Source organism: Anoxybacillus sp. UARK-01 (genome assembly GCF_002075365.1).
Classification (GTDB): domain Bacteria; phylum Bacillota; class Bacilli; order Bacillales; family Anoxybacillaceae; genus Anoxybacteroides; species Anoxybacteroides rupiense.
In genome coordinates, this window is the sequence record NZ_NASY01000016.1 from 15,770 (window position 1) to 30,848 (window position 15,079).

15 protein-coding genes and 1 pseudogene are annotated in these 15,079 nt (G+C 43.6%); 13 read left to right on the forward strand and 3 right to left on the reverse strand.

The annotated features are described in order from the left end of the window. Positions 1-363 precede the first annotated feature (363 nt). From B6A27_RS01805 to pdxR, 3 genes are all read left to right on the forward strand, one after another. Positions 364-849 (forward strand): YfmQ family protein, encoded by a 486-nt coding sequence (locus B6A27_RS01805; protein WP_080859828.1) that lies wholly within the window; start codon positions 364-366, stop codon positions 847-849. Positions 850-1,193: 344 nt separating this feature from the next. After that, positions 1,194-1,388, forward strand: coding sequence for a hypothetical protein (locus tag B6A27_RS01815; RefSeq protein WP_080859829.1), 195 nt, complete (start codon positions 1,194-1,196; stop codon positions 1,386-1,388). Between the two features lie 144 nt (positions 1,389-1,532). Beyond that, positions 1,533-2,978, forward strand: coding sequence for a MocR-like pyridoxine biosynthesis transcription factor PdxR (pdxR, locus tag B6A27_RS01820; protein WP_080859831.1), 1,446 nt, complete (start codon positions 1,533-1,535; stop codon positions 2,976-2,978). 334 nt (positions 2,979-3,312) lie between these two features. Here the strand turns inward: pdxR and B6A27_RS01825 are convergent, their stop codons facing one another. Beyond that, positions 3,313-4,266, reverse strand: a complete 954-nt coding sequence (locus B6A27_RS01825) for a carbon-nitrogen hydrolase family protein (protein ID WP_066149449.1) — start codon at positions 4,264-4,266, stop codon at positions 3,313-3,315. A gap of 385 nt (positions 4,267-4,651) precedes the next feature. Here B6A27_RS01825 and B6A27_RS01830 point away from each other — a divergent pair, with 385 nt between their 5' ends. The 4 genes and pseudogenes from B6A27_RS01830 to B6A27_RS01845 all read left to right on the forward strand — a co-directional run bounded on the left by B6A27_RS01830 (position 4,652) and on the right by B6A27_RS01845 (position 7,207). Then, the gene (locus tag B6A27_RS01830) at positions 4,652-4,801 is read left to right on the forward strand and encodes a hypothetical protein (protein WP_236631762.1); all 150 of its coding nucleotides are present in this window, start codon (positions 4,652-4,654) and stop codon (positions 4,799-4,801) included. A gap of 84 nt (positions 4,802-4,885) precedes the next feature. Then, complete coding sequence (fosB, locus tag B6A27_RS01835; RefSeq protein ID WP_369824128.1) at positions 4,886-5,356, forward strand: metallothiol transferase FosB; 471 nt, start codon at positions 4,886-4,888, stop codon at positions 5,354-5,356. 339 nt (positions 5,357-5,695) lie between these two features. Then, a pseudogene (gene tnpA / locus B6A27_RS01840) lies at positions 5,696-6,085 on the forward strand (IS200/IS605 family transposase); the annotation flags it as partial. A gap of 12 nt (positions 6,086-6,097) precedes the next feature. After that, positions 6,098-7,207, forward strand: coding sequence for an RNA-guided endonuclease InsQ/TnpB family protein (locus B6A27_RS01845; RefSeq protein WP_080859836.1), 1,110 nt, complete (start codon positions 6,098-6,100; stop codon positions 7,205-7,207). A gap of 150 nt (positions 7,208-7,357) precedes the next feature. On the opposite strand, the gene B6A27_RS01850 is transcribed toward B6A27_RS01845, so the two are convergent. Both B6A27_RS01850 and B6A27_RS01855 read right to left on the reverse strand, forming a co-directional pair. Continuing rightward, entirely contained in the window at positions 7,358-8,731 is a 1,374-nt protein-coding gene (locus tag B6A27_RS01850; protein ID WP_080859838.1) for a sensor histidine kinase, read from the reverse strand. After that, positions 8,721-9,383, reverse strand: a complete 663-nt coding sequence (locus B6A27_RS01855; protein ID WP_080859840.1) for a response regulator transcription factor — start codon at positions 9,381-9,383, stop codon at positions 8,721-8,723. Before B6A27_RS01855 ends, B6A27_RS01850 begins: the two co-directional genes overlap by 11 nt. A gap of 448 nt (positions 9,384-9,831) precedes the next feature. Between B6A27_RS01855 and B6A27_RS01860 the strand changes: the two genes are divergently transcribed. From B6A27_RS01860 to B6A27_RS01885, 6 genes are all read left to right on the forward strand, one after another. Then, positions 9,832-10,365 carry an NfeD family membrane protein gene (locus tag B6A27_RS01860; RefSeq protein WP_080859842.1) on the forward strand — a complete coding sequence of 178 codons (534 nt, stop codon included), beginning with the start codon at positions 9,832-9,834 and terminating at the stop codon, positions 10,363-10,365. Positions 10,366-10,382: 17 nt separating this feature from the next. Continuing rightward, complete coding sequence (locus B6A27_RS01865) at positions 10,383-11,915, forward strand: flotillin lipid rafts scaffold protein FloT (protein WP_080859844.1); 1,533 nt, start codon at positions 10,383-10,385, stop codon at positions 11,913-11,915. 215 nt (positions 11,916-12,130) lie between these two features. Next, positions 12,131-12,652: an RNA polymerase sigma factor gene (locus tag B6A27_RS01870; RefSeq protein WP_231734688.1), complete on the forward strand. Its 522-nt coding sequence runs from the start codon at positions 12,131-12,133 to the stop codon at positions 12,650-12,652. Continuing rightward, on the forward strand, positions 12,649-13,089 hold the full coding sequence (locus B6A27_RS01875; RefSeq protein WP_080859846.1) for an anti-sigma factor: 441 nt from the start codon (positions 12,649-12,651) through the stop codon (positions 13,087-13,089). Before B6A27_RS01870 ends, B6A27_RS01875 begins: the two co-directional genes overlap by 4 nt. Beyond that, entirely contained in the window at positions 13,086-14,144 is a 1,059-nt protein-coding gene (locus tag B6A27_RS01880; protein WP_080859848.1) for a hypothetical protein, read from the forward strand. The genes B6A27_RS01875 and B6A27_RS01880 overlap by 4 nt, the downstream gene beginning before the upstream one ends. A 3-nt stretch (positions 14,145-14,147) precedes the next feature. Beyond that, on the forward strand, positions 14,148-15,059 hold the full coding sequence (locus B6A27_RS01885; RefSeq protein WP_080859850.1) for a hypothetical protein: 912 nt from the start codon (positions 14,148-14,150) through the stop codon (positions 15,057-15,059). Positions 15,060-15,079 lie beyond the last annotated feature (20 nt).

Genomic DNA, 15,079 nt, shown 5'->3' on the forward strand with positions numbered 1-15,079 from the left:
GTTTGGATCAGCCCTTTTTGTCGCTGCTGATATAGACGAAATGCAGCACATGAGACGGTCGGATGCTCGAACCATATCGCTTTAACAGCTCATTGAATGGGTTGGAAACGATATGGTTCGGGCTTTTTGTATGTAAAGTTGGAATGAAGCGGTCTATTTTATTCCTAAATTTAAAAAAAGAATGGCACAACGCATATAGCCTATGAATATTTTCGGATGATAGATGGCGGCGTGATGAGGTGTTGGCTGAGGCGGCTCCATGCCAAAGTGGATGGCTTATTTTTAGGGGAAGTGGCTGGTTCATAATTGATCCATGTGCGTTATGATGGAACTATAAAAAGCATGAAACGGAGATGATGTAAAATGTCATGGACTGTATTGCTTTGTATCGTCATGGGAAGTTTATTAAAAATAGTGATCACTTCTCTTCCCTCTGGGGTTGTTGAGTGGATGACCGATAAATTTCAAATTCATTCAAAACTCAATCAGGAGAATAGCATTGTGACGATGGCTAATCAGAGACTGGAGGGGGAAGAAAAGGCAAAAATAATCCGTTACTTTAATGAAGCCTCGTTTAAAGAACGGCATTATATATGGCCGGGCACGGAACAGAGCTATTTGCATCCGACAGATAGCGGAACGTTGATTATCGTTGATACGAAAAGTTCTAAAAAAGATGTGAGACTATTCATTTATTGCTACAACGACCGCGTGGAGGTTATCAAACAGTATAAGAAAAAAATGCTGGCGTATCGTCTTTTTCCGGGAAATTTAGTTCGTTATGCACAGCGGCTCGCAACGGATATTTCCGGATCTGAAAATCCTCATGTTTGTGCTAGTGGCGAATGAAAAAGAAGACAGATGCTCGTGGCTAACGAATTTGGTCAGCTTCATAAACGAAATGGAAAGCAGGGAAAAAGGCGGCTGTTCATTCGTTGTCAGATTAAATGGATTCACTTATTCTTGTATTGTCACCAAACTGTAAAGATGGAAAAAGGAAAGCAAGTGGTTTGTCCGCATGACAAAGGACGGAGCAACAACGCTTTCGGCGCCGTTGTTGCTGACTTTGTGAAGTGTTGAACTCGATATCTACAAAATGGTAACGTCAAGTTAGAATGGAGCGTAAGTATCACGGTAACACCGTATGAATAAATATTCGTTTCATTTTGATGAACTTAGGAAGGAGAAAATCGATGAAATTTGCCATTATGCTTGTTTTGCTGATAGGAGTGGCCTCCCTTATAGGAACCATATTAGTGGCAAGAACGGTGGAGACGAACTATGGGAAATCGATTAAGCGGAATATCGGGAATTTGACGATTATCTATGTGATCCTAATTTTGGGACTTCTTATCGGGCTGGTCTGGTATGCATTTGTTGCTTTATAGCTTGACTAGCGGCCTAGCTGTCGTTAGACGGTGGAAATTTTTTATCATCGGATTGGAGCAAGCGAGGGATCTCTTCAACATGGCTGGAATCATCAACTTCATGAAAGTAGCCAGCCAATAAAAAAACGGTAAGGATGGGTTAAGATGGATTGGAAACCGAATCGTGCGGATAAGAAACCGATTTATAAGCAGATTGCCGATTATATTGAACAAGGAATTTCATCGGGAATATTCCCGCCGGACCGTTTGCTGCCTTCCGAACGCGCTCTTGCAAACGAATTGCAGGTGAATCGAAGCACTGTTTCTGCCGCTTATGAATGGCTGGAGTCTCTCGGAATAGTCGAGCGTAAAAAGGGAAGCGGCACACGAGTGAGTACGGATATATGGGGAATATCGCATAAACGCATCCCCAATTGGGGACGGTATGTCGAGGATGGCTCTTTTTTGCCTAATCTTCCGCTAGTGCAGCGAATTCGCACGGAAACACAAAAAAATGATTTAATTAATTTAGCAAGCGGCGAATTGACGCCAAGCTTGTTCCCAGCTGAACAATTTAAGAAAATTTTTGCTGAACAGCTGTTTACTGGACATCTCGGCTATGACCATCCCCAAGGAAATGAAGTGTTGCGGGAAACTATTGCTTCTCATGTGAGAGAGTACAAAAATATTGAGACGAGCTCTTCTTCTATTCTCATTACATCGGGAGCGCAACAAGCTCTTTATTTGATTGTTCAATGTTTATTAAAGCCAGGAGATGCGGTTGCCATTGAGGATCCGTCCTACTGTTTTTCTCTCCCTGTTTTTCAGTCTGCCGGGCTAAGAACGTATTTTTTGCCTGTAGACAAGCACGGCATGAATCCTGACGATCTTCTGTCCTTGCACAAGAAGCATCGGATTCGCATGGTTTTTTTAAACCCTGAACACCATAACCCTACAGGAACGATCCTTTCTTTAGAGCGCCGAAAAAAAGTGCTGGAGCTATCGGCTGAATTCGGTATCCCCATCATTGAAGACGATCCTTATAGTTTAACGACCTTTGATGGAAGAATCCATCCCCCTTTAAAATCGATGGATGATGCGGGGAATATCCTGTATATTAGTTCTCTATCCAAAATTGCCGCATCGGGATTGCGAATTGGATGGGTGATTGGCCCGCCGAAGGTGATTCAGCGACTAGCCGATGCGAAACAGCAAGTGGATTTTGGACATAGCATTTTTCCGCAGTGGATCGCCAATGAATTTTTAGCATCCTCACATTTTCATACACATATAGCGATGCTGCAAAAGAAATTAGAACAACAAAGAGATGTGCTGATTTCCAGCCTTGCCGACCAATTGGGCAGCCAGGTGGATTTTTTTATCCCAAAAGGAGGAATCCATCTATGGTGCAAACTAAATCGCCCGATGAATGAGCATCATTTACTTGAGGAAGCAATGAAAAGAGGAGTGGCGTTCGTTCCGGGAAGCATTTTAGGTTCAAAAAAAGGATATGTACGCTTTACGTTTGGACGAGAAGAGTCACGCTTCATCCGGGAAGGAGTTTCCCGATTTGCAGAGGCGTTTAAAAGCATTCAGTCGGTTCCAAAGTAATCGAATCATTTCTGCCTTTGGGATGCAGGCCCCACTATTTTCAAAGTAGTGAATCGGGTTTTTGTTGAAGGAAGATAGAATGAGAAAATGGGGGCGCCCCAGCTTTTGGGAAGAACCTTGATCAATGGATTGAGCGACCAAGATCGAGTAAAGACATATTAAGATAACTGAAAGTTTCATGATTTTGTGAAAAAGCTTAAGAAGTTCATTGTGCAGAAGCGTCTCATGATAGCGGTTGGACAACATGATAAGATGAGCGTTAAACCTGTTTCTTTTTTTGGTTTGCCCCAAAAGCGAGCGCTAGGCCAATGCTTTTGGGGTTTCTTGCTTCTACTTACTTTTTCCATTTTACGCTTTCTTGTTTCTCCTCATTTACTAGGAGCTGGAAAACATCCGGCCTTGAATAATGACCTACTACATCAAAGTCAAATTGACTGTAAGCAATATCCCGCAAATCAAGATCTGCGATAAGCATCTCTTCTTTGCCAAAAACAGGTCCCTTTATATATTCACCTAAAGGTCCAACGATCGCACTGCCTCCTAAACACATTTCCTCTGGAGAAGAGGATAAATCATCGTAGCAAGCTAGATCGGTAGGATACATGTCCTTGGTCACATATTGGTTGCAAGATAAAACGAAACATCTGCCTTCTGCGGCGATATGCCGAATCGTAGATTGCCATAGCTCTCTGGAGTCTGCTGTCGGAGCGATATAAATTTGAATTCCTTTCGCATACATCGCTACTCGGGCCAGCGGCATGTAATTTTCCCAGCAAATTAACGCCCCTATTTTGCCATAAGGTGTATCAAAAACGGGAAGAGTGCTTCCGTCTCCTTCTCCCCAAATGAATCGTTCTGAACCAGTGGGTTTGAGCTTGCGGTGCTTTCCCAGCAATTTTCCGTCTGGTCCAAAGAATAATACGGAGCAATATAAAGTGCCCTTGCTAGATTCATTGTCTCTCTCAATGACGCCAATAACGAGATACACCCCAGCTTTGCGTGCTGCTTCTCCTAATTTCTCAGTAGTTTCGCTAGGAACAGGAACGGAGTTTTCCCAATAACGAAGCCAATCCTTCCGCCCTTCTGGTGAACGGCTCCCGACAGTTGTCCCGAAGCTGAGTCCCCTTGGATAGGCTGGAATAAACGCTTCAGGGAATACAACGATGTTCGCTCCTTTTTCCCCTGCTTGCTGTATGAACGAAATGGCTTTTTCGGTGCTCGCTTTTCGATCCATAATGACAGAAGCTGTTTGCACAACCGCTACTCGCACATGATGTTGCTGAACCATGAGAAATCCTCCTCTTTTCAGTAGAATAAGTCTATCATTGTTATGATAATGGAAAATCTATGCTTTGTGCCCAGCCAATAGAATCTATAATGTCCCATCCATTTTCCCTTAACACAATTGGGCGAGGATGGTTCTAGCGATCAACGCAGCTTTTTGGCGCTGCCGTTTCTGTCTTAGGTTGGAGTGTATGTTGTTTTTCGGTTATCGGACGACTAACGGTCACTATATATAAATCAAATGAAAATAAAGGACAAAAGCAAGAATTTGGCTATAATTTTGGAATTTATGTAAAATAATTTCTTTATGTGGTATAATGCATACAGATTAGTAAAATACGTGGTCTATACTGGTTATGATCTTATATGAAAGGAGAGGAAAAGAGCATGTGGTGGTTGATTGGGCGTATAAAAGAAAAGGCATCCATGATTTGAACCCTGAAGAAAATGCCAAGCACGTTTCATGGTCAGAACAGGCCTATATGGAAGCCCATATGCAGAATGTGAGAAATGATCATCATGATAACGGCCCGATTTAGGGTTCCACGATAAGAAAACAGTGAAGATGTATCGATTCTATTTTGCTTCTTGACAAAAGCTACTCCCCAGTCATTTTACTCAGCATGAATCGTCATAATCAATGTCAAAACGAAACGGAGAGGAAGATCCGCTTGCCGATTGGAAGCATTAATCACCTAACGTTCTCTGTATCCGATTTAGAAAAATCCGTTCGCTTTTACCAGCAAGTATTCGGTGCAAAGCTATTGGTCAAAGGACGAAATTTAGCCTATTTTGATCTAAATGGAATGTGGCTTGCTCTGAATGTCCAAAAAGATATTCCGCGAAACGAAATCCGGCACTCATATACTCATATCGCTTTTTCCGTCAAAGAAGAAGACTTCGATGATCTTGTTCAAAGGCTGAAAGAGCTAGATGTGGCCATAATTCCAAGCAGAGAAAGAGATGAAAGAGACAAGCGCTCTGTTTATTTTACGGATCCTGACGGGCACAAGTTCGAATTTCACACCGGCAGTTTGAATGATCGGTTGGCTTATTACAAAAGCGAGAAGCATCATATGCAGTTTTTTACTTAATATCATCATGCGATGAAGAGGAGAGTAAATACATTCATTCTTTTCAGAGAGCTCCGGTAGCTGGGAAGGAGTAAGAATGGTTTATTGAAGCAAGCCTTGGAGCATCGCACGGGAACCGAAAAAAAAGGGGATCGTGTGACAGGTGGCGCCTGTTATAGAGCTAAGGTATTCGTGTACCTACTGAGTTTAACATCTTTCCGAAAGAAGTCTCCCACTTCTAAACGAAGTGAAAGTGGGAGATGAATTTCGGTTAGGCGTAGCCTAAAGTGGTCTCTTTTTTTGTGTGTTATGATATAATTAGTTTTAGAAAAATGAAAGGCCGTTGTATCAATGAAATGAGACAATAATAACCATTCAGTGTTCCTGCTGTATTATCATCTTGTTCTGGTTGTAAAATATCGCAGAAAAGTGATTGATGATACCATATCTGACTATGCAAAAGATATGTTTGTGAGATTGGGTAAAAATTACGATATTTCCTTGGTCGAATGGAATCACGATATGGACCATGTGCCTATTTTGTTCAAAGCACATCCAAATAGGGAACGATCCAAGTTCATCAATGCCTATAAAAGTGCAAGTTCTCGACTGATCAAAAAGCATTTTCCGAAAGTGAAAAGAAAACGGTGGAAAGAATATTTTTGGTCAAGAAGCTTTTGCCTGCTTACAACGGGTGGTGCGCCCATTGAAGTAATAAAAAAATATATAGAAAATCAAGGTATGAAGTGATGTGGTGTCGATATGGCAAACAAAGCCTATCAGTTCCGTCTATACCCAACAAAAGAACAAGAACAACTGCTCGCCAAAACTTTCGGTTGTGTCCGTTTCGTGTATAACAAAATGCTTGAAGAACGCATACAAATTTTTGAAAAGTTCAAGGACGATAAAGAATCCTTGAAACAGCAAAAATTTCCGACCCCTACCAAGTACAAAAAGGAGTTTCCTTGGCTAAAAGAAGTGGATAGCCTTGCGCTGGCAAATGCCCAATTGAATTTGCAGAAGGCGTTTCAAAACTTCTTTTCTGGCCGCGCTGGATTTCCAAAGTTCAAAAACCGCAAGGCGAAACAGTCGTACACCACAAATGTGGTGAATGGCAACATGAAGCTTTCAGATGGCTATATCAAGCTGCCCAAACTGAAATGGATCAAGCTCAAGCAACATCGGGAGATTCCTGCTCACCATATCATCAAGGCTTGTACGATCACGAAAACAAAAACAGGAAAATACTATATTTCTATTCTCACAGAGTACGAACATCCACCTGCACCAAAAGAAGTACAAACGGTTGTTGGGCTTGACTTTTCCATGAATATGCTGTATGTCGATAGCGAGGGTAAGAGAGCCAATTATCCTCGATTCTATCGCAAAGCATTGGAAAAATTAGCGAAAGAACAGCGTAAATGGTCTCGTAAAAAGGAAGGCTCTAATCGTTGGCATAAACAGCGTCTGAAAGCAGCGAAGTTGCATGAGAAAATTGCCAATCAGCGCAAGGACTTTCTGCATAAGGAATCGCACAAATTAGCGAAACGGTATGATTGCGTGGTGATTGAAGACCTCAACATGAAAGCAATGTCCCAAGCCCTCCATTTCGGTCAAAGCGTTCATGATAACGGCTGGGGCATGTTTATCACTTTCCTTCGGTACAAATTGGAAGAACAGGGGAAGAAGCTGATCAAAATCGACAAATGGTTTCCATCATCAAAAACTTGTTCGTGCTGCGGTAAAGTTAGGAAGTCTCTATCGCTTTCTGAGCGTACATTCCGCTGTGAATGTGGATTCGAGAGCGACAGGGACGTCAATGCGGCCATCAATATCAAACATGAGGGCATGAAACGATTAGCGATAGTCTAACTTGTCCTCGAACCGTGGGGCACACGGGGATCGCTCGGTCAACTTCTCATCATGAGATGGGATTACCCGAGAAGCCCCCACCCCTAAGCGAAGCGTAGGTGGTGGGAGTATGTCACAATAAAAACATGCCTTCCACAAATGGAAAGCATGTTAAAAAGGAATGGTAACAATAAATTCAGTACCTTTCCCCAGCTCGCTTTGGACATCAATCGTTCCGCCGTGGGCGTTGACGATCCATTTCGCAATGGAAAGGCCAAGACCATGCCCCCCTTGCTGCCGTGACCTTGCTTTATCGACGCGATAGAAGCGATCAAAAATGCGGCCGATTTCTTCTTTTGGAATGCCTATGCCTGTATCTTTAACAGAAATGATCAGCCGGCGCTGCTTTGCTTTCTCAATATGAATCGATAGCGTGACATGGCCTCCGTTCGGGGTATACTTGATGGCATTGTCTAGCAAAATATAAAGCAATTGCGTCAGCTTGTCGGCATCGCCGATCATTTGTGCTGATTCAGGCGCTTGAAATTGCAATTCAATGCTTTTCTTTGCGGCCACATCCGCTAACAGCTGCAGCGTTCGTTCCGCATGAGGGCGGAAATCGAAGGCCTCCTTCGCAAGCTCAAGCGCGGCGTTTCTAGCATCTGCGCGCGCCAATGTAAGCAAATCAGTCATGAGCTTATTCATTCGTTTGATCTCCTCGCGCAGACGATGCAACATCTTTTGGGCAAATTCGTTGTTTGTGATTTCTTCTTCCATTTCAAGAGCTTCCACCGATGAAAAAATCACGCTCAGCGGGGTGCGCAGCTCGTGAGAAGCATCGGCCACAAATTGGCGCTGGCGGTTGTAAGCTTCATGAATGGGGACGAGCGTCCGCCTGGACAGAAAGTAGCTCAGCAAAACAGCAATGCCAATAAATAAAACCGCTAAGCTGATCAGAACGATCCAAAGCCATTTAAATACACTCGAAAATGAGGTGACATCCATACCTACATACAACACGCCGATCAAATTGCCATGAATAACAACGGGGCGAGCTGCGGTTAAAATTTTTAGCTCATTTGTATGAAATCTTGAAAACTTGCTCATGTATGCGGGCAGACGAACCTCTATATATTTTTGCTTATTTTGCTCTGGTGCCGATTGTGCCAGCGATTCAAGAAGCAAGGGGCGCATGTCCTGATTCACTTCATCGCCCATGAGAAGCTGTCCATTCATGTCGATTACATAAAAAAAGAATTGATCCTCGCTTAAAAACAAAATATTTTCATTGTCCATAAGATCGAAATCGCTTTGTTTGATCAGAAACTGCTCAATCACTTTCTTTTCCTGATTGGCAAGGCTAGCAATTCTCCGTTCTTGGTCGTTGGTGACAATCATATAAAGAAGAAAGCAAACAATCAGGATAAAGGCAGTTAAGAAAATCATGAAAATGCCGCTGTACAAAATGGTAAGGCGCCAGTGGGCGAGGCGGAACATATCATGATTTTTTACATTTTTAAAAAAATCCCCCCATTTATTCATCAATTTTGTATCCCACCCCGCGCACGGTTTGAATCATGTCTGCATCCAGCTTTTTACGCAGCAGCTTGACAGTCGCATCAATCGTTTTGAGAGAAACATCGGCATCATATCCCCAGATTCGATCTAACAAGATGTCGCGGGATAAAGCCCGCCCTTTGTTTTGCAGGAGCAAATCGAGCAGCTGAAATTCGCGCGGCGTCAAAAAGATCTCTTGGTCGCCTCGATGCAGCGTATGGCTTGTGCGATTTAAGGTAAAATCTTTAAAACGGACGATTTCTTCTTGAATCGGGATAAATGTCCGGCGCGATAATGCTTTCAAGCGAGCTACTAGCTCTTCAATTTCAAATGGTTTGACAAGATAGTCGTCGGCTCCTGCTTCAAGGCCCTGGACGCGATCTTGTACGGCGTCTTTAGCGGTAAGCATGAGAATAGCACCTGAATATCCTTGCTTGCGCAGTCGCTTACAAATCTCGACGCCATCGCCATTTGGGAGCATCCAGTCTAAAATGAGCACATCATAAAAAGAAGCGAGCGCATAATCGTAAGCTTCTTCTCCTTCCTGCACCCAATCGACTTTATCGGCTCCTTTTTTCTTTAGCATGTGAACGATGAGTTCTCCTAAATATACATCATCCTCTGCAAGCAGCAGCTTCATTTGTTCTCCCTTCTTTCCTAATGCAAACTCTATACGGTGGCATTCAAAATTCGTGACTTTTATTCAGTTTTCTATTATCAAGTATAACCTCAATCATTCGGTTTTTCATTTTGTAAATAAAAAGTTGGAGCCGTGTTCATCCATCAGGAAGTCTCCCGCCCCTTAAATGGAATGGAGGTGAGGGAGGTCATCAGACATGTTGACGATCGAATAAAAAAACCTGAATATCACTTGCTGGATGGGCCTGCTTCGAGACTGTTCCCTCCATTTTTTCATTGGGGATGACTGTTTATTTATAAAAATTTTAGCGAATTTTGATGAAAAAGAAGTGAAAATTTAGTAAAATAAAGAAAAGGAAATTTTATCAAAATGATGGAAAAACTGAAACCGTTCGCTTAGAAGATTCGTATATACAGATAAATCGGGCAAAAAAAAGGGGGGGGAAGCGATGTTTGGGTATCCAATCGAGACGGTTTATTTATTTACGCTGGTCATCAGCGGCGGCTTAACCTTTCTTTATATTTTGTTAAGCGATGTGTTAGATGGCATCTTTGATGCATTCGATCATCCCTTATTAAGCCCTCAATTATTTTTATCCTTTTTTACCGTTCTCAGCGCTACTGGGTATTTGCTTGAGCGCTACACCGCAGCAGCCTCTTATTTCATTGGGCTCATCAGCGCAGGAGTTGCACTGATTGTCGTATTGCTTTTGCACTTTTTTGTGTTTGTTCCACTTCGCTCAGCGGAGTCCTCCCTGAACTATGCTCAAGAGGATTTAGAAGGGTGCAGAGCTAAGGTGATTATTACGGTGCCGGCAGATGGATTCGGCGAAATTTTAATTCAGCGGGCAAGCGGTGCCATTTCAAAACCGGCAAAAAGCTTGAAAAATGAGGAAATCCCGTTGGAAGCAGAAGTGATTGTGGTTAGCATGGAAAACGGTGTCGCTGTAGTGGCGAAGCGTGATCCATATTATATTTCATAAATAAAGGGGGAGCTTGTATGATGCCGATTTTAATTGTTATCGGAGTAGTCGTTGTGTTGCTGCTTGGACTGGTTGCCATTTTTATGATGCGGTACCGTACCGTTGGACCAGATGAAGCTTTAATCGTAACCGGCAGCTATCTTGGCAGCAAAAACGTACATGTAGATGAATCAGGAAATAAGATTAAGATTGTCCGGGGCGGCGGAACATTCGTCTTGCCGATTTTTCAACAAGCTGAACCATTGAGCTTGCTATCTATTAAACTAGATGTCCAAACGCCGGAAGTTTATACCGAGCAAGGAGTTCCGGTTATGGCAGATGGTGTAGCCATTATTAAAGTGGGCAGTTCGATTGGCGAAATTGCTACTGCCGCTGAGCAATTTCTAGGAAAGTCCAAGCAAGATATGGAGAATGAAGCGAAAGAAGTGCTGGAGGGGCATCTTCGTTCCATTCTCGGCTCCATGACAGTAGAAGAAATTTATAAAAACCGCGATAAGTTTTCACAAGAAGTGCAGCGTGTCGCTTCTCATGATTTAGCGAAAATGGGGCTCGTTATTGTTTCGTTTACTATTAAAGATGTACGTGACAAAAATGGTTACTTGGATGCGTTAGGAAAACCGCGCATCGCTCAAGTGAAGCGCGATGCGGACATTGCGACCGCAGAGGCGGAAAAGGAAACGCGTATTAAGCGCGCTGAAGCGGATAAAGATGCTCGTAAAGCCGAGTTGGAGCGCTTGACGGAAATTGCGGAAGCCGAAAAAATGAACCAGCTGAAGCTTGCCGAATTCCGGCGTGAGCAAGATATTGCCAAAGCGCGTGCGGACCAAGCCTATCACCTAGAAGAAGCGAAAGCGAAGCAGGAAGTTACTGAACAGCAAATGCAAATCAAAATTATCGAGCGGCAAAAACAAATTGAGCTTGAAGAAAAAGAAATTTTGCGCCGCGAACGTCAATATGATTCAGAGGTGAAAAAGAAAGCCGATGCCGACCGTTATGCAGTGGAACAGGCGGCGGCGGCGGAAAAAGCTAAACAAATGGCGGAAGCCGATGCGCAAAAATACCGGGTGGAAGCAATGGCAAAAGCAGAGGCGGAGAAAGTGCGCATTGACGGTCTGGCCAAGGCGGAAGCAGAAAAGGCAAAAGGGGAAGCCGAAGCGGAAGTTATTCGTTTAAAAGGTCTGGCCGAAGCGGAAGCAAAACAAAAAATTGCCGAGGCATTCGAACAATACGGTCAAGCTGCCATTCTCGATATGATGATCAAAATGCTTCCTGAATATGCGAAACAAGTGGCAAGCCCGCTTGCTAATATTGACAAGATTACGATTGTGGACACGGGCGGCAGTGATGCGAATGGCGGTGCCAATCGTGTTGCAGGCTATGCGACCCATCTGATGGCGACGTTGCAGGAGTCTCTAAAAGCGGCTTCTGGCATTGATGTCAAAGAAATGCTTGAGAACTTTTCAGGCAAAGGAAATGTAAAGAGCAGCATCGACCAGCTAACGCAGGAGCTGGCGGAACAAAAAGCAAAAGGATCGGAGAATCAAGAATAATCGAAGGAAAAAGGCGCTTAGGGGCGCCTTTTTTTATGGGCTAAACAAAGACGGGGCTTGGATGTTCAAGCCATCTGCAGTTAGCCTGCTCTCGTCGCACTTCAGAGAAAATGGGGCAAAAATAAAAAACAAAAAAAGTGTAGGGGAAGCGCCAAGTCATTTCGTCTATATAAGTGAAGAAGGATCGAAAGGGGGAGAGTGGAATTCAAGACGATGTGCTAATAGACAAAGTTCAAAACGGCGACGAGCACGCCTTGCGCATGCTAATCGAGAAATACCGTGACTACTTATATAAAACGGTATATTCGATTATCCGGCATGAAAAAGATGCAGAAGATGCGACACAAGAAGTATTGGTTCGAATTTTCCTTTCCCTCTCCCAATACCAATCACAAGGTTTTAAAGCCTGGATTACGCGCATTGCTGTTAATTATGCCATTGATGTGAAGCGTAAAAGGGAACGAAAGCGAGAAGAAGCGCTCGAAGCAACGGAACCAGAAGCTGCTGAAAATGTAGAGCAGCTTGTCATCAAAAAAGCGGAAAAAGAACAAGTGCGGCGAAGGCTGGAGGAGATCCCGCCTAGCTATCGAGAAATTATTTATGCTTATTATATTGAAGAAAAATCATATCAGCAAATTGCCAAAGAGCAAAATATAGCCGTCAAAACGGTGGAAACCAAGCTGTATCGAGCGCGCAATTGGCTCCGAAAGCATTGGAAGGAGGGCGATTTTCAATGAGTCACTATTCAAAAGAGGAATGGCAGCAGTTTATAAGCGATCAACTGACCGAAGCGAAAAGAATCGAAATGGAGGATCATTTGTATACATGTGATCGGTGTTTAGAGATCTATATGGAGCTGATGGAAGAACATGCAGCTTCTTTGCCTTCTCCTTCTACATTCTCTATTTCGGCTGATGAGATTATCGCACAAGTTCGACAGGAGCCGCACCAGCAGCAGGAAAAAGTGGGGCAAAAGCTGCTTCATTACGGTATTGCTGCTGCGATTACGATTACGCTTTTGTCTTCAGGGATTTTTCAATCGATTGCCAATGCTGCCGTAGGCGCAAGCATATCAGAAAAACGGCCGTCCTATGCAGAGCAGCTGATGAACAAAACCATCTCGCTGCTTGATTGTATCCAATTGAATCAAAAGGAGGAACCGCATCGCCGATGAAAAAACATCCACTTGTCGCATTCTTTTTATCGTTCATTCCAGGCGCAGGCCATTTGTATTTAAATAAAAAAGGAAGAGGGGTCTTTTATAGTTTAAGTTTTTTCGCTCCAATTGTACTAGGAGCGGGACTTTTCGTTTTAACAGGTCAGAGAGAGCCGCTTTTGCTCGTGCTGCTTTCATTCATGATCTGGCTAATCAGCATGCTTGACATCATTCGTATTTTGATGCAAAGACAGCCGGTGCATATGGCTGCTCAAGAAGGAGGCAATCAGGACAGTGAGAAATTTTATACGATCTTGTTATCATTCGTTCCAGGGCTTGGCCATTTGCAATTGGGGCTTATGAATCGCGGATTGACACTATTGGTCAGTTTTTTTGGACTCATGATGATGATTTTCTTTGTCGCCGTGCTAACAAACCAAGGGAGTTTTTTAATCTTTTTAGGTATTTTGCCAATCATTTGGATTTACAGCATGTTTGATACGGTTCAGCAGCTTAATCGCAAGCAAAGAGGCGAACCGCTGGCTGATCGCGCCATTTTCGAGGAATTAGAGAACCTTCGTCAGGATGGAAGAAAAAGCAAAACCATCGCCATGCTGCTGTCCATGTTTCCCGGAGCAGGGCATATGTATTTAGGGCTACAAAAGAGGGGACTGCAATTAATGGCCGCTTTTTTGTTGACCATTTATGTGATGGATGTATTAAGGTTATCCGCTTTCTTCTTCCTTATTCCAATTATTTGGTTTTATAGTTTTTTCGATGCGCTGCAAAAAGCGTCAAGCTATGGTGAAAAGGAATTAAAGGATGAACCGATTGTTTCTTATTTTGTTCATCATCAAAAATGGTTGGGGATCGGCTTAGTGTTATTAGGTCTCTATTATTTGTTGGACAGCATTTTTCTCCCAGCCTTTGCATCGCGCCTTTCAGCGTTTTTCCATGTCGATATTTACCCTTTATATCATCAATTCTTTCAAACGACGGTTGTTTGCCTGCTGTTGATCGCTGGAGGAATCAAACTTCTGTTAGGAAGCAAACAAAAAGGAGGGAGAGGATAGAACATGAGAACGTGGCGTGTTGGAACGGTATCGATGGGGGCCTCGCTTATTTTGCTGGGCTTTGCGTTGTTTTTTGCGCAATGGAAGCGAGTGGAGGCGACTGATATTTTTATGGGCTGGTGGCCATTTCTGCTCATATTGCTCGGCCTGGAAATTCTGATCTATCTTTATTTTACAAAACGAGAGAATACATTTGTTAAATATGATCTTTTCAGTATTGTATTTATCGGCCTGCTTGGCTTCTTCGCCATTGCCCTTTTTCTGCTTTCTTCAACAGGTCTATTGGGGGAAATCCGCGCGGCGGCCAGCGGCAAAATGCGCGTCTTTCAGCTGCCAGATGCCCGCCATCAGGTGGCGCCGGACATCAAGCGGATTGTTCTGCAAACAGGCACCGACCCTGTTGTGGTCGAAGGGAGCAATGACCAGAGCGTTCATGTTTTTGGCACCTATCAATCCGCCTCGTCTCATGATGTGAAAAAACCAGCGGATTATGTTGCGATCCAGTTAACGGGGGACACGATGTATGTGATCATCAAAAGCTTGTCGAAACAGAGGGGATGGTTTTATACAGGAGGAGAATTATCGCCAACTGTCGTTGTACCGGCCCATATCCCTCTTGAAGTGCGCGGCACTCACAACGAAATGCGCGTGGCTCCGCGTCAGCTTGTCGCTGATTGGACGGTTTCAAACGCAAGCAGTGTGGCCGTTGAGGTGGAGAGCAGTGCCAATCTGTTAGTGACGGCAGCCATTCATGGGAGCTTAAAGGATGGCAATGTGGCTTGGAAAAAAGACATTGAAGCTTCTCAACAAGAAACACCTGAACAGCCCACCAAAGGAAGCGTGCAAGTGGGAAAGGGAGAGCATCGCTTGCAGCTGTTTGATATTGAACAGGCTTCTGTACAGGTCATTCATTGAGCAGATGCCTGCTTTCTGAT